Annotated in this window: 17 protein-coding genes and 1 pseudogene; 7 read left to right on the plus strand and 11 right to left on the minus strand. The window is 68.2% G+C overall.

Features of this window, described 5'->3' with window-relative positions; genetic code table 11:
• Positions 1 to 20: 20 nt before the first annotated feature.
• Both WME85_RS30735 and WME85_RS30740 read right to left on the minus strand, forming a co-directional pair.
• Positions 21 to 1,040, minus strand: a complete 1,020-nt coding sequence (locus WME85_RS30735) for a sugar-binding protein (RefSeq protein ID WP_437826424.1) — start codon at positions 1,038 to 1,040, stop codon at positions 21 to 23.
• Positions 1,041 to 1,116: 76 nt separating this feature from the next.
• Positions 1,117 to 2,388, minus strand: coding sequence for an aldose epimerase family protein (locus WME85_RS30740; protein WP_437826426.1), 1,272 nt, complete (start codon positions 2,386 to 2,388; stop codon positions 1,117 to 1,119).
• 1,264 nt (positions 2,389 to 3,652) lie between these two features.
• Between WME85_RS30740 and WME85_RS30745 the strand changes: the two genes are divergently transcribed.
• Together WME85_RS30745 and WME85_RS30750 are read left to right on the plus strand one after the other, a co-directional pair.
• Complete coding sequence (locus WME85_RS30745) at positions 3,653 to 4,942, plus strand: glycoside hydrolase family 43 protein (RefSeq protein WP_437826429.1); 1,290 nt, start codon at positions 3,653 to 3,655, stop codon at positions 4,940 to 4,942.
• A 238-nt stretch (positions 4,943 to 5,180) separates the two neighbouring features.
• On the plus strand, positions 5,181 to 6,209 hold the full coding sequence (locus WME85_RS30750; protein WP_437826431.1) for a phosphotransferase: 1,029 nt from the start codon (positions 5,181 to 5,183) through the stop codon (positions 6,207 to 6,209).
• A gap of 149 nt (positions 6,210 to 6,358) precedes the next feature.
• Here the strand turns inward: WME85_RS30750 and WME85_RS30755 are convergent, their stop codons facing one another.
• Positions 6,359 to 7,375, minus strand: coding sequence for a formylglycine-generating enzyme family protein (locus WME85_RS30755; protein ID WP_437826434.1), 1,017 nt, complete (start codon positions 7,373 to 7,375; stop codon positions 6,359 to 6,361).
• Between the two features lie 246 nt (positions 7,376 to 7,621).
• Here WME85_RS30755 and WME85_RS30760 point away from each other — a divergent pair, with 246 nt between their 5' ends.
• The 3 genes from WME85_RS30760 to WME85_RS30770 all read left to right on the plus strand — a co-directional run bounded on the left by WME85_RS30760 (position 7,622) and on the right by WME85_RS30770 (position 9,737).
• Entirely contained in the window at positions 7,622 to 8,596 is a 975-nt protein-coding gene (locus WME85_RS30760) for a GAF domain-containing protein (protein ID WP_437826436.1), read from the plus strand.
• On the plus strand, positions 8,593 to 8,790 hold the full coding sequence (locus WME85_RS30765; RefSeq protein WP_437302586.1) for a hypothetical protein: 198 nt from the start codon (positions 8,593 to 8,595) through the stop codon (positions 8,788 to 8,790). The genes WME85_RS30760 and WME85_RS30765 overlap by 4 nt, the downstream gene beginning before the upstream one ends.
• 83 nt (positions 8,791 to 8,873) lie before the next feature.
• Positions 8,874 to 9,737 (plus strand): DUF6209 family protein, encoded by an 864-nt coding sequence (locus WME85_RS30770; protein WP_437826438.1) that lies wholly within the window; start codon positions 8,874 to 8,876, stop codon positions 9,735 to 9,737.
• Between the two features lie 60 nt (positions 9,738 to 9,797).
• Here the strand turns inward: WME85_RS30770 and WME85_RS30775 are convergent, their stop codons facing one another.
• From WME85_RS30775 to WME85_RS30810, 8 genes and pseudogenes are all read right to left on the minus strand, one after another.
• Entirely contained in the window at positions 9,798 to 10,256 is a 459-nt protein-coding gene (locus WME85_RS30775; protein WP_437826440.1) for a YciI family protein, read from the minus strand.
• A gap of 251 nt (positions 10,257 to 10,507) precedes the next feature.
• Positions 10,508 to 11,827 (minus strand): PAS domain-containing protein, encoded by a 1,320-nt coding sequence (locus WME85_RS30780; RefSeq protein ID WP_437826442.1) that lies wholly within the window; start codon positions 11,825 to 11,827, stop codon positions 10,508 to 10,510.
• Between the two features lie 406 nt (positions 11,828 to 12,233).
• Entirely contained in the window at positions 12,234 to 13,010 is a 777-nt protein-coding gene (locus WME85_RS30785; RefSeq protein WP_437826444.1) for a hypothetical protein, read from the minus strand.
• A 15-nt stretch (positions 13,011 to 13,025) separates the two neighbouring features.
• A complete protein-coding gene (locus WME85_RS30790) occupies positions 13,026 to 14,234 on the minus strand; it encodes a hypothetical protein (protein WP_437826446.1) in 1,209 nt (402 codons plus the stop codon).
• A gap of 363 nt (positions 14,235 to 14,597) precedes the next feature.
• A complete protein-coding gene (locus tag WME85_RS30795) occupies positions 14,598 to 15,416 on the minus strand; it encodes a PEGA domain-containing protein (protein WP_437826448.1) in 819 nt (272 codons plus the stop codon).
• A gap of 626 nt (positions 15,417 to 16,042) precedes the next feature.
• A complete protein-coding gene (locus tag WME85_RS30800) occupies positions 16,043 to 16,672 on the minus strand; it encodes a LysE family translocator (RefSeq protein ID WP_437826450.1) in 630 nt (209 codons plus the stop codon).
• 82 nt (positions 16,673 to 16,754) lie between these two features.
• On the minus strand, positions 16,755 to 16,883 hold the full coding sequence (locus WME85_RS30805) for a hypothetical protein (RefSeq protein ID WP_437826452.1): 129 nt from the start codon (positions 16,881 to 16,883) through the stop codon (positions 16,755 to 16,757).
• Between the two features lie 31 nt (positions 16,884 to 16,914).
• Positions 16,915 to 17,845 (minus strand): annotated as a pseudogene (locus tag WME85_RS30810) (zinc-binding dehydrogenase).
• Positions 17,846 to 17,916: 71 nt separating this feature from the next.
• On the opposite strand from WME85_RS30810, the gene WME85_RS30815 reads away from it, so the two are divergent.
• The gene (locus WME85_RS30815; RefSeq protein WP_437826454.1) at positions 17,917 to 18,906 is read left to right on the plus strand and encodes an AraC family transcriptional regulator; all 990 of its coding nucleotides are present in this window, start codon (positions 17,917 to 17,919) and stop codon (positions 18,904 to 18,906) included.
• A gap of 820 nt (positions 18,907 to 19,726) precedes the next feature.
• Positions 19,727 to 22,501 carry an SIR2 family protein gene (locus WME85_RS30820; RefSeq protein ID WP_437826456.1) on the plus strand — a complete coding sequence of 925 codons (2,775 nt, stop codon included), beginning with the start codon at positions 19,727 to 19,729 and terminating at the stop codon, positions 22,499 to 22,501.
• The last annotated feature ends 55 nt before the right edge of the window (positions 22,502 to 22,556 follow it).

The following is a 22,556-nucleotide window of genomic DNA, read 5'->3' on the forward strand; positions in this document are numbered from 1 at the left end:
CGGGTCGGTCGCGGTCACGCTCACTTCTTCATCTCGGCGAGCTTCTGCTTGAACTCCACCACGTTCGTCTTCTCGATGACGTCGATGCCGGTGTCGATGCTCTTGTTGGCCGGGATCTGCGCCGTCGCCGCGTCGGGCTTGGTCGCGAGCTCGTGCGCCCACTTGCTCGCCAGGTAGCCGAACTGAAACGGCTTCTGGACGACCGTGGCCGAGATCGTGCCGTTCTCGATGGCCGTGAGCGTCTCCTGCTCCTCGTCGAACACGGCCGCGAGGACCTTGCCCTTCTTCCCGAGGGCCTCGATGGCCGCCGCGATGGCGGGACCGTTGTAGGACCACAGGCCGGCGACGAGGTTCAGGTCCGGGTGCGCATTGATGATGTCCTCCACGTTGGATCGCGCCTTCGCGCGGTCCGTGTTGTCCTCGCGCTTGTCGACGATCTCGATCTTCTTGCCGGCGATCGCGTCCTGGATGCCCTGCAGGCGCTGCTTCGCGTTGTCCGCGGAGAACATGCCGACGAAGACGGCCATCTTGCCGCCGCTCGGGAGGAGCTTCACGATATGGGCGCCCAGCGCCTTGCCGGCCTCGTAGTTGTTGGTGCCGATGTAGAGCAGCCGGTTCGACTTCGGGGCGTCCGAGTCGAACGTGATGAGCTTGCTCTTCTCGGCCGCCTTGTTGAGCACCGTGACCTGGTCGTTCGGCGCGACGGCGCTCACGGCGATGGCGTCGTACCCCTGGCTCGAGAGGTTCTCGACGATCTGGTTCTGCTCCTCCGTGGTGCCGTTCGGCGGCATCTTCACGTCGACCTGAACCTTGCTCTCTTGCTCGTACTTCCGGACGCCCGCCTGAGCGATCTTCCAGAACTCGCTCGCGTTGTTGGTGATGAAGGCGAGCTTCACGATCTTCGGCTTCGAGTCACCCCCCGCCGCAGGCGCGGCGCCCGTCCCCTCGTTCTTGTTGTCGCACGCTGTCATCGCGAGCATCGCGAGCAGGAAGGGCGCTGCGGCCGCACAACGCTTGATCCAGGACTTCGTCTCTTTCACGGCAGGTCTCCTTGATGATTCACTCTCGAAAACGCACTGACACCACTGACGCCGAAGCCAGGCATGACCGACTCGCTCACTCCGCCGTGAAGCGGTGGATCATCGTGTGTTTGTAGGGCTGCCCCGGCTTGAGTATCGGCTGCTCACGCCAGGCAGGCACGTTGATCGCGTTCGGGAACTTCTGGCTCTCCAGGCAGAGCGCCGCGTGCTGCACGTACGTGGCGCCTTTGCCTCGCTTCGAGCCGTTCATGTAATTCGCGGTATAGAACTGCACGCCGGGCTGATCCGCCTCCAGCGTCATCACGCGGCCGGACTTCGGATCTTTGAGGCGCGCCACGGGCCGCAGGGCGGCCGGGTCTCCGTTGACGACGAAGTTGTGATCGTAGCCGACCGGATCTCCGCCGACCGCCTTCAAGTCCCTGCCGATGGCCTTGGGCGCCGTGAAGTCGAAAGGCGTGCCCTTGACGGGCTTCACGGCTCCGGTCGGGACGGCCGGATCACCCGGCGTGTAGCTGTCCGCGTAGAGCGTGAGCTCGTGATCGAGGATCGTGCCGGAGCCGTGCCCGCCGAGGTTCCAGTACGAATGGTGGGCCATGTTGACGAGGGTCGTCTTGTCCGTGACCGCCTCCATCTCGACGCGGAGCTCGTTCCGGTTCGTGAGCGTATAGACGACCTTCGCGGTCACGGTGCCGGGATACCCCTCTTCTCCGTCCTTCGACACGTACGTGAGTCGGATGCTCGGGCCGTCAGGCGCCTCGGCGGTGTCGGCGCTCCACACCACCTTGTCCCAGCCCTTGGCGCCGCCGTGCAGGTGGTGCGGCTTGTTGTTCGCGGTCAGGGCGTACTCCTTGCCCTCGAGCTTGAACTTCGCGTTGCGGATGCGGTTGGCGACGCGGCCGACCGTCGCGCCGAAGAACTGGTTGTCGGTGAGATAACCGCCCACGTCCTCGAAGCCGACGACGACGTCGGCGAGCTTTCCGGCCTTGTCGGGCACGTGCAGCTCGGTGACGATCGCGCCGTACGTCGTCACCTTGAGCACGAGCCCGTTCGCGTTGGAGAGAGTGTAGAGGTCCACGTCTTGAGACCCGATCTTGCCAAAACCAGCCTTGGTGATGGCCGGGGGGCTGGCGGGCGCCACCGCTGGCGCAGGAGCAGGCGCCGGCGCCGGCGCGCTCGGGGTCGAGGCCGGCGTGGGGGCAGGCGTCACGGCCTCTCCGGCGGGAGGATCCTGCGTCCCCGAGCACCCGAGCATGAGCAGCAACGCCACGACGGCGCTCGCTGGGCCGCGCTCGACCCAGGTCCGGCTCGCTCGTCCAGATCTCCAGTCCCAGACCCGATGTCGATGCATGAACAAGCCTCCCAGTTCATCACGCAGCGCGAGCGCCCGCTCGCTCCCTCCGCTCGAGAGCCGCCCGCGACACGGGGCGAGACACACGACGCCCGACGCGGAAGGCAAGCAACCTTCGACAGGATGCCATCTCGAATCCTCCACACGATCGCTCGATGAGAGAAACAACGATGGTAACGCCATGACACGCGCGACGAAGCGCCGCCTCGTCGCCGGGCGAGGCTCGGCGCCGCCGGGCGCCTGCTCACTTCCGAACATCGTGATATTCGATCACACGATCTGCCGAGTCAAATGCAAATCGCTGAGGCCCTGGCGTTCGGCTCGGAAGCCAAGTTTACGCCAGGACAGCAAATGCGGAGTACGGAACGAGCAATGCCCCCGCGACCTCACCGTTCCTCGCGCCGCGGCGGCCGAAAAAACAGGGTCGGCGCAGAGTTCGATCCCGAGCCCAGGACAAAGGGCACGGTGCGCAGGACAGCCCATCCAGGGCAAAGCAGCAGGATACCCCGTCAGTTATTGTGAACGTTCACACTATCTATGTCAACCCAAATTGACCCGCCTGTGGCCATCCTCGATCCCGGTCGCGCCGGTCGACTTCGGCCAGTCGCGCGCTGGTAATGTCCCACACCGTCCGCTGAACCGGCGCGAGGAGATGCGGGTCGCGGGCGCCGCCGCCGTGCTGGTCGGCGGCGACCACCGGAACCGAGATCGTCCGGCCCCCTCTCGAGAGCGACCACCGCCAGATCGGAGGTGGCATCGGAGGTGGCGTGGCGGAGCGCGTCCCGCGAGCGCCCCCGGTGACGAGCGCCCGAGCCACGAGCCCGGGCGGCAGGATTGAATCCACATCGACCAGGACCGCGGTCCAGCGCCCGCCTCGCCTGCCCCGCCGTTCCGGGAAGCTCGTCAGCCATCCGGGCGCGAGCTCGGCGGCAGCCGGGTCGATCGGGGTTGACATCGCTATTGTGAACGTTCACATTTTGGCATCATCGTCCGGCGGCGCCGTGTGTCGACGCGCAAGCGGCGCGCGGGCCGCGGTCGGCAACGCAGCCATCGACAGCGCGATGTTCAACGCTGCAGCACGATGAGCCTTCGCTTCTCCGCTGTCGCCGCTCGCACAGGCAGCCTCATTGGATCGTACCACGACGCGGTGGCGCCCTGGCGAGGGGGTCTGGACGCGGGACACCGGCTGGTTCCCAGGCGACCGCGATCAATCCACAGCCCGCGGGAGCTCGTCCAGAGTCGCCCCCGCGAAGGAGCATTCCGGGTGAAGTCGAGTTCATGTCTCTGTGGCCTGGTGGGCCTGCTGGTTCTCGTGGCGTGCGGGAACGGCGGCGGCTCCGCGGGGCCGGCCGCCTCCTCCAGCAGCACGAGCGCGGGCGGCCAGCAGGGCGGCGGCGGCGCCAGCACCAGCACGACGGGGGACGCGGCCGCGACAGGCGGCGCGAGCCAGGGCGGCGGCGCGCCAGGCTCCGGCGGCGCCCCCGGGTCCGCCGGCGGTGGCGCGGCGACCGGCGGCGAGGGAGGGAGCGGCGGCAGCACGACCGCCCCCGTCTCGTTCGACAACCCGATCATCAAGTACGACGCGCCGGACCCCACCAACGGTCCAGGCGACTACATCTTCACCGCCGACGGCGCTGCCATGGTCTGGGACAACAAGGTCTACCTCTACACAGGGCACGACGAACAGGCCCAGGGCGTGGAGGGCTACCGCATGTTCGACTTCCGACTATGGGTATCGGAAGACATGGTCCGCTGGGAGAACAAGGGCGCCGTGATGCGCTACAGCGACTTCAGCTGGGCCAGGGGCGACACCTCGACGGGCAACGCCAATGCGGGCCAGGTGGTCGAACGCGCTGACAGGAACGGGAACCCGAAGTTCTATTTCTACGTGCCTCTGCAAGGTGGCCAGTCCGATTACGGGATATCCATCGGCGTCGCGGTGGCGGACAGGCCCGAGGGCCCGTTCAAGGACGCGCGCGGAATCCCGCTCATCTTGCTCGCCGACACGGCGGGCACGGGCGCGACGCACTCGTGGCGCAACCTCGACCCCACGGTCTTCGTCGACGAGAGCGGCCAGGCATACATGTACTGGGGCAACGGGATCCTGTACTGGGTCAAGCTCGAGGACGACATGATCCACCTGAAGGGTGAGACCTACACGACGGACAGCGGCGGGGTGATGCGAGACCGGAGCTCCCGAGGCGTCGAATTGAACGTCGTCACGGGCCTCACCGACTACACCGAGGCGCCCTACCTCTCGAAGCGCGGCGACCTGTACTACCTGACCTACGCCTCGGGATTTCCAGAGACGATCTCCTACGCGACCAGCACCTCGCCGGAGGGACCATGGCAGTACCGGGGAGTGGTCATCGATCGCGTGCCGAACAGCGATACAGTCCACCACTCGCTCTTCGACTTCGGCGGTGCGAGCTACATGACGTACCACAATGGCGCGCTGCCGACGGGCGGCAGCTTCCGGCGCTCCACGTGCGTCGACCGCGTTTACTACAACGCCGACGGCACCCTGCAGAAGCTGATACAGACGCACCTTTGATCGCGACCGGGCGCCTGCCTCCAGGAGCCGGATCAGCTCTTCCATCGGGATCGCCAGGGTCTGGCGCGCCCGGACGCGGAGCGCTAGCATCCCCCGAGGGCGCGCAGGGGCGCCCTCCCCGCCGGAAAGAAGCCTTCACCCTGCACGCGACGACCGCGAGTCACCTCGCACCGTCATGACCACGTCGACATCCTCGGGCCGAGGGAGCGGGCAGCGGCCGACTCGAGAGGAGACGTTCATGATGGATCTCATTCGCGAGCTGAAGAAGCGGCTCGCCGCGCTGCGGGGGCAGGTCGCGAGCGGCCCGGAACTGCACCCGGACCTCTCCGCCGCGCTCGCGGCCGCGTTCCCCGGGCGCCCGGTCCGCGACGTCACGTCGCTGTCCGGCGGGCTCTCCGGCGCCACGCTGATCGCGTTCGTCGTCGACGGCGCCCCGTACGTCGCGAAGCGCTTCGGCGCGCTCGATCCGGGCGACCCGGAGCGCGCGGCGCGCGAGGTCGCGTGCCAGCGCGTCGCTTCCGAGCGCGGCGTCGCCCCGCGCCTGCGCCACGCGGACGCCCGGACGGGCGTGACGATCATGGACCGCGTCGCGGGCGCGCCGCTCCGCCCGAGCGAGGACCCGACGCTGCTCGACAAGGTCGCGACCGCGCTGCGGCGGCTCCACGACGGCCCGCCGTTCCCGCGCGGCCCGTCGCGCCTGGACTTCCTGCGCTCCGTCGACGCGCAGTGCGCCGCGCTCGCGGGCGCGGGCCTCCCCGCGGATCTCGTCCGCACCGCCGAGGAGCTCGAGCGGGTGAGCGCGCCGCACGCGCACGAGGCGCCGTGCCACCGCGACCTCAACCCGAACAACGTGCTCGTGGCGGCCGACCGCGTGGTCTTCGTCGACTGGACCGCCGCGGGCGCGGGCGATCCGTTCTTCGACCTCGCGCAGCTCGGCGTCTTCGCGCTCCCGCGGCCCGAGCAGCGCGAGGCCCTGTTCCACGCGTACCTCGGCCGGAGCGCGAGCGACGAGGAGCGCGCGCGGGCGCACGTCGCGCGCGCCATCGCCCTCGCCCTCTACGCCGCGAGCTTCTTCCTGGCGGGAGCGCGCGTCAGCGGGTCGCGCGGGTCGCCCCCCGCGGACGAGGAGCCCGGTCCGCTCGCGGAGGTCATCGCCGCGTTCGGCGCCGCGCCGGAGCGCACCCACCCCGCCACCGTCGCCGCCGCGCTCCTGCGCGAGATGCGCCGGGAAGCCCGCCCGCTGGGCGCCGCGCGCGACCGGCCGTGACGCCGCGCTGGAGGCCCGGGGCCCGGGCGCTCGAGAGAGCGGGCCTCGGGCCGCCGCTCGTGTCCTCATCATGGGTCATGGATCATGCCGCCGCGAAGGTGGAGATACCGGCGCGCCCGTCGAGCGCCGGCGCGCGAGCTCGAGCGCGGTCACGGCGCCGGCGCGTCGCGCGCGCACATCGCCGAGACATAGTAGTGACGGCCGTTGGTCTCGTAGGGCGCGCGGTACGTGGTGGTCTGCCGGATCCCGGAGGCGACGAAGCTCCCGCCGTGCGCGACGCGCAGGACGGAGCCGTTGTCCAGGCGGGAGCAGTCGGCGCAGGGCACGAGCAGGCGGTCGTCGTCGGCGGCGTCGCGCGTGACCTTGTAGGCCTCCCCGGCCAGGTCGAGCTGGCCCCAGCGCCCGGCTCCCCGCGGGAACGACCCGACGGGCGCGAGGTCGTCGGTGGTGCAGTGGAGCAGGCTCCAGGGAGGAAACGAGTCCTCGCACGGCAGCGAGGTCGAGCCGTCGCCCTGACAGCAGAAGGCCGCGTCCTCGGGCGTGATGTGCGACGAGCCCCACGGATACCGCCGCTGCTCGTCGCCGCCGGCGGCCGCGTAGTTCATCTCGGCCTGGGTCGGCAGGCGCCCGCCGTCCCACGCGCAGAAGGCGAACAGCTCGAGCCACGTCGCGCACACGATCGGCTTGTCCTCGTTCGCGGCCGGCGCGTCGGTCCACGTCGGCCACACGTACGGGTCGCAGCGGAGCGCCTGGCGGATGGCGTCCGTGCTCGCCGCGAGCATCGCGTTCCACGCGGGGTCCCACCCGCTGCCCGGGATCCTCGGGTGCGCCCCCGCGCCGGCCGGCGGCGGGCTCGCCTGCGTCGGGCCGCCGGTCTCCTCCAGATAACGGCGGAACCGCCCGACGGTGACCAGGTACTTGTCGAGGCGGAAGCTGCTCACGGTCGCCGGATAGCGCGGGTCGTTGAGGCGATTGAACGTCCCGCCAGGGACGAGCAAGCTGGCGCAGCAGTCGTCGCCATCGCCGAGACCGCAGCTGTCGCCCGCGCCCGGCGCGCCCCCCGCGCAGCTCGGCGGAGGGTCCTCCCGCGCCTGACCGGACCCGAGGATTGTCGAGAAAATGCAGAGAGCCAGGGAGGCCGAGGGCAGCGGTCGAGATCGTCGCATGGTCACTCGACCGGTTAGGTGCGAACACCGCAGCTTCGGTTTCGCGACGCACCGGGGACCCCTCGGGCTCGGCCATCCCGGCGGCTCGCTCGCGCTGGCGCGCGGCCTTCGCTCCCCTTCCCCTGCGCGCTACAGGTGAAATGCGAGCGGGAGCGGCCGGCGCCGCGCGCATGCGGTAATCTTCTGCTGCTGGCGGCACCAGCAGCGGGCTCCGCCCTCCTCGCCCGCCCCCGCACGAGCACCCTCATGGCCGAACTGAACGATCCCGCGCGCCTCGCCGAGCTGCACCACGTCCTGCTGCACGACGAGGCGGACGCCCTCCTCGACGCCTTCGTGGCGCGGGCGGCCGAGCTCGCCGAGACGCCCATGGCGCTGGTGAGCCTGGTCGTCCGGCACATCCAGCTGTTCCGCGCGCACCACGGCCTGCCGCCGGAGCTCTGCGTGAGCTGCGCGACGTCGCGGAGCAACTCCTTCTGTCAGCTCGTGGTCCGCGACGAGGCGCCGCTCGTGGTCGAGGACGCCTCGCGCGACGAGCGGGTGCCCAGGGAGCTCGTCGAGCGCTACGGCATCCGCGCCTACGCCGGGGTGCCCCTGCGGGTGCGCGGGCACGTGGTCGGCACGCTCTGCGTGCTCGACGCCGCGCCGCGCCGCTTCGGGCCGCAGGTGGTCGATGGCCTCGGGCGGCTCGCCGCCGAGGTGGGCGCGCGGATCGAGGCCCTGGGGAGCGACGCGCCGCCGCCGAGCAGCGCCACGAACGAGCGCCTCGCCCGGCTGGCGCACACCGCGCGCACGCTCGAGCACGCGCTGCGGGCCCTCGGCCCGACGATCGCCGGGGCGCAGCGCGCGGCGGCGGCGCTGGCGGACGCGCCCTCGACCGCGCTGAGCCCGGACGATCTGCGCGAGGCGGTCGACTGCTACCGCGACATGTTCGCGATCGCGGCGGAGCTGGCCGAGGACGCCGTGGCCCTCGCGCGCTCCTCCCCGGCGAGCGCGGCGTCCGAGCTCGCCCTGGCGACGCGCTCGCTCACGCGGGACATGGTGGAGATAGGCCCGCTCGTCCGCCTCGCCGAGGGCGTGCTGCAAGGCACGCTCGAAGGGGGCGCCGCCGCCAGGGCGGCGCACGTGGTGCGGGACGCTTTCGCCGCGCACGAGACGGCCTCCGCCGCGGTGCGCCGGATCATCGCCACGGCGGAGCGCCTGCGGGCGACGGAGGCGTCATGAAGGGCAGAGCGTACCAGCTGCTCCGCTCCTGCCTCGGCGACAGGAACCCTCCGAACGCGCGCAGCGCCTTCATCTACGCGCGGGTCATCATGCGGGCGCGCGTCGTGCCCGACGAGATCACGCCCGTGCTCGACGATCCCGAGATCGAGCGGCGCCTGGAGAACGCGCTGGAGGAGATCCTGCCGCGGAAGTAGAGTCGGGGACATCGTTTTGCGCGGGCGTCGTGGAGCGCGAGCTCGCGCGCGGTCCTCGACAGCCGCTCACCGAGGAGGGTCCCATGGCGACGACCGCTGTTCTGCAGTTCTTCCCCGATTGGGCGCACGCGCAGCAGGGCCAGATCGAGCGCGGAGGGACGCTCAGGATCGACTATGCCATGGCCCGCCTGTCGCGCTGCTTCACGACGTGGCGCGGCGCCGAGATCGGCGACATCACCGCACTCATCCGCTTCCACCCGCGGGGTGAGATCGTGCAGGGGAGCGTCGTCGAGGAGCAGCGGGCTCCCGGGAACCCGCCCGGGGCGGTCGTCGCGCACACGCCCGCGCCGCTCGAGGTCGCCGTGCCAGACGACGCCACGAACGTGGAGATGTGGTTCCACGGCTACCACCAGACCAGCGATCGGTGCGACGCCTGGGACAGCCGCTTCGGCGACAATTACTGGTTCGAGGCGGGAGGCCCGCCGCCGCGGCTCCCGGCGCAGCCGGTCGTCTACCGCGCAGGGGCGCAGCCGCGGCCCGACGTCACGAGCGTGCGATCCGCGACGATCGCGAAGGTGAACGCGTTCCCGAGGCCCGAGGACGGGCCGAGCATCGGGAAGGACATCGAGGTACACCTCGATCTCGTCGCCTGGGTCAGCCACACGGCGTGGGGCGCCAACGCATGGATCGACTTCCATGTGTTCGACGGCCATGACGTGCTGATCCACGCCGAGACGCTCACGCTGGCATATACCGGATGGGGCCCGAATCAGCAGTACGGCTTCGCCGGCACGATCTACCAGGGCTCCACCGCGACGCCAGGGTCCGTGTCGCCGCGGCCGGACGCGCGCAAGGTGCAGTATCGACTGTATTACGAGATCGACGGTCAGGTGTTCACGGATGGGATCCTGCACCAGGCGGAGCTCCCGGAAGACGCGCTGATCTGAGCCGCGGTCACGCTTTGCCGCCTGCGGCTCGAGCCCGCCTGCGGCTCCGGCCGCTGCGGCCTACCGCGACCTCGAGAACGACGCGCCCCACGTCGGCGCGACGTCCGCGATGATCTCCAGGAAACGCGGCGGGATGTCGGAGGCCTCCGTCATCTGCTGGATCGTGAGCACCTCGGCGCTGCCGAACCCGACGGGGCACCGCAGCGCCCACGCGATCGCCTCCTCCTTCGAGCTCACCTCGATCAGGTAGAAGCCGCCGAGCAGCTCCTTCGTCTCGACGAAGGGCCCATCGAGCACGACGCGCTTGCCCCCGGAGACCCCGACGCGCGCGCGGGCGCCGCCGGGGTTGAGCCCCTCGGACGCGATCAGCACGCCGGCCTTCATCAGCTCCTCGTTGTACTTCATGTAGGCGGCGAAGAGCTCCTCGCCCGGCGCCCCCTCCGCCTCTGCGTTCGCGTCGTTGGCCCCCGGCGCTGCGGTCTCGCTGGTCCCCGGTGCTGCGGTGATGATGAAGCGCATCGTCGTGTCTCCTTCTCTCGTCGTGCGGGCGCCCGGCCGGTCCCGACCGGCTGGGCCCTGTCTCTACCGTCACGACGAACGAGGGGACGCGCGATCGACACGCTGGGCGATCTTTTTTCGTCGCCGCCAAGTATCGGGAATTACAGGATTTAGCGGCGCCAGATCCGCCGCGGCGACCGCGACACGGCCCTTCGCCGGCCAGGCCAGACCGCGAAGGGCGCCGGGGTTGCGCCGGGGCTGGCGGAGGAAGCTCACGATTCTGCTACCCGCGCCCCCCGGCGCATCGAGAGCGCATAGGTCACGCCGCGCTCCAGCGTCGACCGCGTCACGATCCCTCCCAGATCGGCGCCCAGCTCCACGAGCGCCTGCGCCACGCTCGGCCGGATGCCGGTGAGCACCACCTCGGCCCCGAGCAACCGCGCGCTCCGCGCCGCCCGGATCAGCGCGTCCGTCACCTCCGGCCCTGCCTGCGGCACCCCGGTCACGTCGAGGATGGTGATCCGGGCTTGCTGGCGGGAGATCCCCTCCAGCAGCGTCTCGGTGAACTGCGCGCCCCGCTCGCGCGTCAGCTCCCCGACCAGCGGCGCCACGAGCACCCCGTCCGCGATGGGCAAGAGCGGCGTGGAGATGGCCCTGATCGTCTCCTGCTGCACGAGCAACATCTTCTGCTGCAGCTGCCTGGTCCTCTCATCGGCCCGCACCCGCTCGGTGATGTCCATCGAGATCCCCCCGCAGCCGGAGATCCGGCCCTCCTCGTCGCGGAGCGCGAACTTGGTGGTCATGTACACGTGCGTCCCGTCGGCCAGCTCCAGCTCGTCCTCGGCGTTGATGGGCTCGGACGACTCCATCGCCGCCCGGTCCTGCGCCATGAACCGGTCGGCGACCGGCGCGGGGAACAGCTCGTGCTGGGTCTTCCCCATCATCTCCTCGCGGGACATGCCGAGGTGCGCTGCGACCGGCGCGTTCACCAGCGTGTGGCGGCCCTCCGTGTCCCGCGCGTACATGAGCATCGGCGCGTTCTGGACGAAGGCCTCGAGCAGCGCGGCGCCGCGGCGCCTCTGCGCCTCGGACTCCACGCGCGCGGTGACGTCGAGGCTCACCACCACCACGAAGCGGTTCCCGCTCGCGTCCTCGAACGAAGCGTAGCTCGGCTCGGTCCAGACCTTGCGCTTCTCCGTGTAGAGCGCGCCCGGCTCGATCTCGTAGGAGACCGCGGGCAGAGTGACCACCTCCCCGGCGAGCGCCCGGAGGAACGCCTCGGCGTGGCCCGTGGTCGCCGCCTGCGGATCCTCGAGGGGGTTGTAGTGGCCGATGACCTGCTCGGGGGTGATCCCCCACCGCGCGCAGTCGGCGCCGTTGATCGCGACGAGGAGCCCGTCCGCGCGGTGGACCACGAGCGGCACGGTCACCGCGTCGAAGAGCGCACGATAGGGCACGCTGTCCGCGAGCTGGCGCTGCGCGTCCCGCGGCGGCTCGACCGCGCGGAGCCTTCGCTCCAGCTCCTCCACGCGCGCCCGGAGCCGCGCGTTCTCTGCCTCGATCCCCTCGCTTCTCTGCTGATAGGTCTCCATCGTCCTCCCCTGCGCCCTGCCTGAATTGCTCCCCGGCGCGCGGCCGCTCGCAGTCGCCCGGCGCGCTCGGTCCCCTGAGCCCCGCGCGCTGCGCTCGACCTGCCGCCCGCCCCGGGGTCGTCCCCGCGGAAAGTGTGCACCATCACGGCGGTCGCGTGAAAGCGTAAATGAAAGAATGCGGCTGGCTGCGCGGTGAGGTGTGCGCGGCGAACGGATCGGGCGGCATGCGGCGCGGCGAAGCAGATCGGCGCGGTGTGTCGATGGCGCGATAGCCGCCTCGCTTGCGTTACGGAGCGGGCTTGTCGTCCGCCATCACGGACGCTTATGGGCTCGCGGGGCGCGGCGTGGCGTCGAGCAGCTCGGCCGCGGTGAGGTCTCTAGGCGCGTCGAACAGCGCGACCGCGCGCTACGGCAGCGTACTGTCGATAACGGTGAGGCAATGGTTCGTCAGCTCCACGCCCTCGCGCTTGTACACCACGCCGGTCGCCACATCGGTCATCGGGCCAAGGCCGAGCTCTCCGTAATCGACTTCGAGCTGAGTCACATAATCCGGAGACCCGTCGCCCTCGGTTGGAACGTCGACGCTGAATGTGGCGCCCGTGAACAGGTTCTGCAGGTAATAGGTCGCCGTGTCCGGGACCGGCACGCTGGCCCTCTCGACGTCGATCAAGGTATAGTGGTTGACCAGGACAGCGTCATCGGAGTAGATGTCCTCCTGGAGGGCTAGTTGAGCGGCTCGATCGAGGCCAATCGCTCGAGAGGCGTTGTTGTCCGGCCAGCTCGCGAGGAGAAAGAAGCTCGTCGTGTAGCGCTCCTCGCAACCGAAGCCCATCTCCTCGGCGGACAACTCCACTGACCAGTAGCGGCGGTCCGCCTCGCTCCGTACGAGATTCCAGCCTCTGAGCGTGCCAGCGGGCATGTCCCATGCGACGAACACGATGCGATCGAGCCGCGGCGGTCCGAGCGGAGGCCAGTAGAGCTCAGCGAGCCAGATGTCGTCGTTGCACAAGAGACCACGCTCCCAGAGGCCCGAAGCCAACCTGTAATCGTTCCTGCTGTGCCCGGCTCGCGCGAGCAGCTCCGCGACGTCCACGGGGACCGGGGGGTGATCGCCCCCGTCGTCGCCGCAGGAGACCGCCGCGAGCGCGACCATCGCGATTCCAACGAGCTTCGACCGCTGCATCCGTTCCTCCTCGGCTCACTGAGGAAAGCCGGCCACGTCGATGGCCAGCCCATCGTCGCCCGCGGACCCAGGCACGCTCGGATTCGCCCCGAGCCCGCCCTTGCCGCCCGTTCCCGCAGTGAGCCAAGCCTCCATCACCCCCGGGACTGATGCGCCCACCACGGCGATGGCGATCGAGGGCCCGCCCTGCCCACCGCCTCCGTGGCCGCCGTTGCCCCCTTTACCCCCGTCGCCGCCGGAGCAGCCGAAGGGCGAACCGCCGAAGCCCTGCCCGCCGGGCGCCCCGAGCCCAGGCGCCCCGCCGATCTGGAAGACGCCGCCATGGCCGCCATCGCCACCTCGCGCGGCTTTGACCTTGGTGCCGTGGAGGTCCACGCGCGCGTTGAGGATCACGAGGCCGAGGCTCGCGCCCCCAGGGCCGCCGCCGCGCCCACCGTACCCGCCGCAACCTCCCGAGCCGCCGGAGCCGCCGCCCGCGCCGCCGGCCTTGCGCGGGGTGCTGCAGAACATCGAGCCGGCCCGCGTGCCGCCCCCGCCGCCGCCCCCCTGCCCAGGGAGCCCATCACCGCCGTCGCCGCCGCTCACCCCGAGGTAGAGCCCTTGCGCGGTGAAAGCGCCCAGGCCTCGCCCGCCTGGCCCGAGCGGACCGTCGAGCCCATCCGCGCCAGTTTGTCCGGCCAAGCAACCGTCGGTGCTGGTGGCCCCTTGGCCGCCGAGGCCAAAGCCGGTGGGGTTCGGGATCGGCATCAGCTCGCCGTCGCCGCCGGGCGCTCCGTGGTCGACCGTTCCATCCCCGCCTCGCCCCCCGATCGAGTCCCCTCGCTCACAGGCGGTCTGCACCTGGTCCGCACCAGGCACGAAGTCGCCGGTGCACGCGTCCTGCCCGAACCGTCCGTGGCGCCCCGCCCCGGCCGGCTCGTGCTTCGGATCGCCGGGCGCGCCGTCGGGGCCCGGCGCGCCGTCGCCCGCGACCAGTTCGCCGCGGTGCAGGGTGACCCGAGCGCCCTCCAGCACGATCGTCGCAATCGAGGAGCCGGCCGGCGCCGTGGCCGGCGCCGCCCGTGCCTCCAGATCGAAGACCGTTGCCGTGGCACCGGCCTCGAACGTGAGCGGTGTTTCGTCCGGCTCGGGCTCGATCACGGTGTTGCTCTCTCCGCCACCGTGGCGCCACCCCCGATCGCACTCGAACCCACCCCAGATCTCCAGGGTCCCGCGGACGCGCACGGCCTCGGAGAAACGTTCGCCACAGGCATGCACCCTCGGACGCCTCTGGGGTTCCTGGGCCAGCAGATCGATGGCCCTCGCGATCGTCTTGACGGGAGCTTCGCGTGTCCCCCGGTTCCGATCGTGGCCAAGGCTCGAGCTGGCGAAGACGCCGCACTCGTCCATCGCAACCAGGTCCCTCTGGGGTTCGTCGGGACAAGGCAGCTCCTCCTCGACCGGCGGCTCACAGCGCAGGCGAGGCCCGCAGGGGACCTCCGTGCACCCGGTGCCGAGGGCGCAAGAGGCCAGGCTCAGGACAACGGCCTCCGCGACGGCAGAGCGCCACGAGCGCGTGCGCTGGAGGGGTCGCGGCATCGAGGTCACCTACCACACCCCGCTGAACGAGATGCCGGCCTGATCGCCGGCGATCGTCGGCACCACACGCACAGGACGCCGGCTCCGATCGATACCATGGACGATGAACGAGCCGAGCGTCGCGGCGCCGACGGCACCCGCGCCGATGAAGAAGCCCATCGCGACGTCCCGGCCCACCTCGTACGCATCGTAGAGATCGTTGATCTCAGCGCACGCTGGGGCGTTCTCGGGCGATGGCGATGCGCAGATCGAGCGGCTGTTGCCGTTGTTCCGCAGGAGCGGCGCGGCGCGGCGCTCCGCCTCTTCGGCGTACTGCGCCGCGAGCGCCGAGGCGACGAGGCCGCCGGTGAGCGCGAGCGCGGTGACGCCGATCCCGCAGATCCGCTGCGAGCCCGCCATCCCATCGAACAGCCCGGGCGGAGCCGGTTGGGCCAGGGGCCTGGCCGGTGGCGTGGCAACGGCCTTCTTCGGGGTCGCGGGCTTGGCCGAGGCCCGAGCGGGCGCCGGCGCCTCCTTGGGCTTCTCGACGAACCGGAGCACGACCTGGACGGCGTCGCCCTTCTCTACCTGGATCGTTTGCTCCACATCGAGGAAGCCAGGGAGCGTGGCCTTGATCGTGTGCGTGCCGGGCTCGACGTACGTGTAGCCGCTCGTCGACGCTTCCCTGTCCCGGACCTCCCCGCCGATCGTGATCAGCGCGCCGTGATGGCTCAAGTCGAAGTCGATCTGGCCTACCTGGCGCCGGGCTCTCTCGAGGCCGTCCGCGTAACGGCGCCGCTGCGCGGCTGTTCCCGCGCCCGGATCCTTGAGGCATCGGTTGATGGCCATGGCGGCATCGACGTGCCGCTGGAGGGCGAGCAGCGCCATTCCCAATTCGCAGGGGACCCTACCGCGTGCGCCGAGAATGTACGCGAGGTAATAGGCCTTCTCTGCCCGATCCCATCTTCCCTGGTCGCGGGCGATGTCTCCCAGGCGGAGCAGGTCCCGGATATCGGCGTTGGCCTCGCCCTCCACCTTCGCCGGAGGCCCGCCCTCGTTGCGCCGAGGTGAGTCAGCACGGCTCGGCGCAGCGAAAGCCAGGCTTGCAGCAAGAAACAACAGCGCCGTCACGCACGATGGCGTGGCCCGCGCTCGGAACAAGCACCCTCGAAGGATAGACCCCCCCACGGTTCACCTCGCGTCATCGAACGGACCTGATGCTCCGGCGCGGCGTCGCTTCATTTGCCACCGATAGCACCTTCTCATCACACGGTCATGCGTCTGTCGCATTCATCACGCGCCGAATCCTGCGAGAGAGATCATTCCGATAGAGCGCATCAAATTCTCAGTTCAACCAGCGAAATCAACAACGACGAACCCGTCTCCGCGGTGAACCGCCGGGTCCAGGCCTGCGTGCGCAAGCCGAACCGCATCGGCGATGCTGGGCTGCTCGGCCGATGGAGCGGCAGCGCTCCTCAGGGGCGATCCAGGACCATCCGCACGCCGAGCGCCACGAGGATCCCGCCGGAGACCGCCTCGAGCGTCCGGCGCACGCGACCGCCGGCCATGGCCGCCTGGAGCCGGCCGAGGAGCAGGACGAGCGCCAGGTACCAGGCGGTGTCCACGGCGACCCACACCAGCGAGAGAAGGAGCAGCGCCGGCAGCGTCGGCGCGCCGGTCGGCACGAACTGCGGCAGGAAGGACGCGGCGAACACGGCCGCCTTGGGGTTCGCCAGGATGGTGAGGAGGCCAATGCGGAAGGCGCTCCACCCGCCGGCAGCGGGCTCCGGAGCGCCCGCCCCCGCGCCGCCGGCCCCGGCCCGACGCCGCCCCAGGATGGATTGAACGCCGAGCACGATGAGGACGGCCGCGCCGGCGAGGCGGAGCGCGTCATAGGCGACCTCGGAGGCCTTGACGAGCGCAGTGGCCCCGAGCGCCGCGACGAGGGCCCAGAAGAGGAGTCCCAGCTCGTTCGCGGCGATGGTCGCGAGCGCGGCGCGGCGCCCTCCGCGCAGAGCCTGCCGCACGATGACGGCGGTGCTCGGCCCCGGGATCATGGCCAGCACCAGCGCGGCGCCGCAGAAGGCAAGGAGGGTCGAGCTCATGAGGGACCTGTGTACCCGCTCGACGCTCCGCCGGCCAGGTTCTCAGACCTTGCCACGACCTCGGTCGGGTCGAGGCTCGCCGCTACAGCCCATCCACGAGCGTCTCGCCGCCCGTGATCTCCAGCACCGAGCCGGTCACCTGCGCGTTGGTCACGAGGAAGACGGCCGCGTACCCGACGTCCTCCACGGTCCCGATGCGCCGGACGAGCATGGCCGCGCTCACCTCTGACTCGATGGCTCGCTCATCGCCCTTCGCTCCGGAGCTCGAGGACCGCCTTGCCCGCCACCCGCCGATCGAGCAGCGCCTGGGCCGCCTCCGCCGCGCGCTCGAAGCCGCCGCGAAACCCGATCTGCGGGTCGAGCTCTCGCCGCTCGAGCAGCGAGGCCAGGTAGGTGATGTCCGGCCCGAAGCCGGCGCCCACGACGAAGACCTCGACGCGCCGGTTCCCCCCCGCGCCGCCGCTCCTGCTCGAAATCGATGGTGCTCGGCTCGCCCGACGCCATGCCGATGCTCTGCACCGAGCCGCCGCGCTCCACGAGGCTCAGCGCCTGGGCGAGCTGCGCGCCGCCGACATTGTCGAGCACGCCGAAGACAGGCTCCTTCACCGCGTCGAGGCCGACGACGACCTCGTCGGCGCCGAGCGCGCGCAGCCCCTCGCCGCGCGCGGCGCTCCCGACCGCGGCTACGACGTGCGCGCCGGCGCGGCGCGCGAGCTGGACGGCGTAGCGGCCGACGCCGCCCGAGGCGCCCGTGACGAGGACGCGGCGCCCCACCACCGGCCCGAGGGCGCGCAGCGCGCGCAGCGCCGTGACGCCCGCCACCGGGATCGTGCTGGCCGCGCCGAGATCGACCGCATCAGGGACGACGCCGAGGTCGGACGTGTCCACCGCGCGCAGCTCGGCCCACGCGCCGCCGCCAAAGGCGAACGACGCGACGCGCGCCCCCTCCTTCGGCCCGGAGCCGTCGGCGGCCGCGCGGACCACGACGCCGGCGGCGTCCCACCCCGGCACCTCGCCGGGCTTGCGCATCTCCGAGAGGAACGCGACCTCGCCGAAGTTCAGCGATACGGCGTGGACCTCGATGAGCGCCTGCGACGGCGCCGGGACCGGGGGCGGCACCTCCGCGGAGCGAAGGCCTCGCGGCTGACTGGGATCATGGACAAGCGCACGCATGGTGTTCTTCATGCCTCCTGCCCGGCATCGTGGGTCCGGCAGCGCGGGCGTTCCATGCTACTTTATCGCCTATGCATGACCGTTCGTCCGACCCGGAGGCGCCCTCGCCCGACGCGCTGAGCGAGGTGCTCCAGGACCTCCGGCTCTCGGAGGGCTCCTATGGTCGCTGCGAGCTGACGCGCCCCTGGGGCATCGACCTCCCGCCGGTGCCGCAGGCGCGGTTCCATTTCGTCGTCTCGGGCAGCTGCTGGCTGCGCGCGCCGAAGCGCGGGTGGCTGGAGCTGCACGCCGGCGACGTCGCCCTCCTGCCGCACGGGACGGGCCACGCGATCGCCGACAGGGCGCGCGGGCGCGTGAAGCCGCTCGAGGAGATGCCGCTGGAGGAGATCGGCGACCGGGTGTTCGATATGCGCGCCGGCGGCGCGGGCGCGCAGACGATCCTCGTTTGCTGCAGCGTGGGGTTCGCCCAGCCCACCGTGAATCCGCTCCTCGAGCTCATGCCTCCGCTGCTCCTCGTGCGGGGCGGCGGGGCGCAGGACGCGGTGCTGCCGGTGCTGCTCGACGCCATGGCGGACGAGGTGCTCAGGCGCCGCGTCGGCGCCGCGACGGTGATGACGCGCCTCGCCGACGTGGTGATCACGAGGGTCGTCCGCGCGTGGGTCGAGTCGCGCACGGAGGACACGGAGGGCTGGCTCGCCGCGATACGAGATCCGCAGATCGGCCGCGCGCTCGCCGCGATCTACCGGCACCCGGGCGAGCCGTGGTCGGTGGAGTCGCTCGCCGACGTCGCGAGGATGTCACGCTCGATCTTCTCGGAGCGCTTCGCGGCGGTGGTCGGCGTGCCGCCGGCGCGCTACCTGGCGCGCTGGCGCATGCACGTCGCGAGCGGCTGGCTGCGCGACGACCGCGTGACCGTCGCCGAGGCGGCCGTGCGGCTCGGCTACGACTCCGAGGCGGCCTTCAGCCGCGCCTTCAAGCGGCTCTCGGGCGTGCCGCCGAGCGCCTTGCGGCGGCAGGGCCGCGACGAGGGGGCTCGGGTCGCGTGCGCGGCGGATCCATGATCTGACGAGGCGACGCTCTCATGCGATGATGGTGAACTTGGCCGTCGTTCGCACCGGCAGACGTACGGAAGAGCCCAGAGGTTCGGTAGCGGCCCAGCGCTTCACGGGGATAAGCTGCGGGATGGCGTGCCAGCCCGAGGGGGCTTGCATGAGCACGTTCTCCGATTCCGGCCGGCATGTGATGTACGACACCGGGACCTTGTCACCATTTCTCCCTGTTCGAACGATGCCTCGGAGGCCATACCGCCGCACCGCATAAGAGCTTGCGCGTACGATGCGCAGCACAAGAGCGCGAGCGTGGTGCCCGGGAACATAAACGTCGCGGACGTTTTTTTCTGAGAGCCCTTACCATCCCCCCTCCAGGCGTCCATCCACTGGTTGGTTCACCGATAGATCGGACTTCCTCTTCGTCGCCCACTGATTCGTCGCCCACTGACTAACTGTGCCATTGGTGGCACAGCGCCAACCGGCGGCACAGTGCCAACCTGGGTCAGATCACCGCATTCTTACGAGCGCTTAACGCAGCGAGGCGGAGTCCCTGACGGCCCCAACAGTCGAGAATCATGGTCACCGCGCACCATCCCAGAGAAATGTAGTCAATTTCGCCACATCTACCCCCAAAAACTTACATGAGAAAGCCGCTGCGAAATTCGGAACTGCCAGGATGGAACAAGGCAAGCAGTCAAGCCTCGAGGTGCTTGCGAATGGTTCAACGCAAACAGTATCATACGTTCTCCATTCGGAAAACGGCATGTGACGATGAGCGGCATGCTTAGGATCGGTGACCGTTAAGAGTTGATAGCAGGGGAGGTCCGAGGGGGTGGCAAGCAAGGCCAGGAACCACAATCGCTCAAATCGCCGCTCCGGGGTAGCAAGCAGCCGGAACGACGTCGATTCGCTGGACTCTTGTGACCTGCGCGATGAGAAGGTTCTAATTGGTCGACTAGCTTACCTGCTCGATACTGGTCATGAAAAGCTCTCTTTTCTTCTAGGCCCATCGCTGGCAACGCCTTGGCCGCACAGCCACCCCGGTGGAATCCCCACTAGCGACGAGACGGTGGAGATGATCCGGACTTTTCTCGGCGAGGACGATCACGCGCGTGCTCGACTGGACAGAGAACTCCTCAATCTCAGCGGACAAGCGAGGCTAGCCAAAGCGCTCGAAGAGTTAGTAGGGCTGCGCTCTCATCAAGCAGCAGATGAAATACTGCGGAGGACTGTACTTCGAGCATGCGAATGCCCCGCCGATGTATTGAAGTGGATTAAATCAACCAGAGACTTAGACACACAAGAGAAAATTCTTAGCAGTCTCGCAACAAATAGCACAATCTGGCACCTTCCACCAGGGATTCGGGCACTTGGCACAATAGCCACGCTTAAGCCCGATCGCTTTCGAGCGATACTGACCACCAGCTTCGACCCGTTAATCCAGATCGCGATCTCCGCTGCGGGAGGCAAATTTCGCCTTTGCATCCTATCTCCCTCGGGTGACACACGCATCAAGCCCGCGGATGAGCCGCAACTGATCCATATGCGAGGCTTCTGGCTCGGGCCTGTGTCCCCCACGGCAATGATTCTTCGCAAAGCGCCACGCCGGGAACTCGGCCGCACAGTGCGACAGACGATAAAACGCAGCACATTGATCGTAATGGGATACGAGGACGAAGTCGATATAGTTGAATTAATCTACCAATCATCACGCGATCCTCGATACAGATCAAACATCATCTGGACAATAGCAGAAGAGGATCCCAGGGCGGCGGCATCAAAGCACACAAACCTCTTCCGGAGATTCCGAATCGCATTACGCGAAAAGCGAATGCACGTATATTACGGCGTCTCAGCTCACCGGACCCTCTCGGAGGTAGAGCGCCTGCTCAGGATGCGAACATCACAGCATGAGCAACAATTAATTACGAATCTTGATGCCACCGGAGACCAACAGAACCAAATTTCATGTTCCGGAGATATATTACTGGAATCGCTTGAAAAAGAGTCGACTAGCTGGATACCCGAGAGCACTTTGCCCGCTCACGATCTTGCCAACAGCAGACAAGCAATCGTCAAAGCACCCCCGATACACATAGTAGACATAGCTAACCGGACACACTGGAACACATCTATAAGATTAGCACACTCCAGCGAATGGGGCCATCACATCTCGAACTCAAGCTCCTTCAACCCCGAGGAACTATCGTTCTACAGATTCAACAGCGCAACTATTTCACCACAACGAAACGAACCGACAATAGAGAAGTCGACACACGTTGTCGATCATAAACTATCCACGTTGCCATTCGGATTTCACGATCATAAAGAAATATCTTTCTACAGATCCAGTACAACAAAACATTCACATTCAAATGGAATTTTTATGCCCGCAGTTCGACCTGACATGTTCTCCAACGAGGACGCACTAATTCATCGACTCAAGTTCGAACACCACTGTAAGCGAGGCGTAGTTTTCCTCGTCGGGTCGGGACTCTCGCTTCCGCACGTACCCGGAGTTGATGGCATAATAGACATATTGATCGAACTACTAAACGACTATCCTGCTGCACAGTCAGACTTCAAGCGGAACATTCGAAATCTAAGTGGAAACGCATACGAATCGGCTTTTCAGGCGTTCTTGAATATCCGTGGTCCCTCTAAGGCCAACGAAGCCATCCGGCGCGCAGTGCTGATGGCACGAGTGCCGGGATACGATACCACCAATCGATTCACATCTCTGATTGATGGGTCAGCGAGCGAAGCAGATTATACAAACATCTCACGGGAGCCGGTAGGTTGGCAGATACCGAGCGGAGCTCGCGCACTTGGTGAGCTTGGGGCTCGCGGCCGCGGGCACTTTGCACATACCATATTAACGACGAACTTCGACCCACTCATCGAATTGAGTATTCGTGAAGCCAATGGACGATTCAGTAGAACAAGAATTCTCACTGACGGGTCCATCGATCAGACGGAAGCAGACGATGACGAGGTAGTCCGCGTGATACATCTGCATGGCTTTTGGCATGGAGAGACGATGCACACGCCGGCTCAACTCAGAGCACCAAGGCCAAGGCTTGGAGCATCCCTCCGGCGTCTAATTTCCAACAATGTGCTCGTTGTCATGGCCTACGGCGGCTGGAATGACATCATCACCGAATTCCTCGCCAGCACATTTCATTCAGACGACTGCAACGCTGACGTGTTATGGACATTCTATGACAGTGACAAATACAAGTTAACCTACGAGCAGACCGGTCTCTTCGAACGCTTCGAAGATGCATTCAAACGAGGCAGAATGAACCTCTACTCAGGCGTCGACGTAAACTCATTCTTGCCAAGGCTGTCACGAGAACTGAGTAGCGGTTCGTCTTTGCGGAGCAGCAAGGAGCGTCTGGTCGTAGAATCTATCGCGCGGGCTGCTGCGGCCGCAGTAACCCAAAGAGCTTCGCGGAATGATATTGTGTCCGGACTAAAAGGCGATTCGACACTGATCGCCGAATTGGACACTGTACTGATGAACCTCAGGACTGCAGGACTCGTTCATTCCCACCCTGACGGAAGCTGGAGTCCGACCAGCCTTGGGCTTAAGTCCATTATCTGAATATCGCAGCGCAGAAAGGACGTATCATGGCGCGACGAATCTTTCGAATTCACAA

This window comes from Sorangium sp. So ce1153, from assembly GCF_051521595.1.
GTDB lineage: Bacteria > Myxococcota_A > Polyangia > Polyangiales > Polyangiaceae > Sorangium.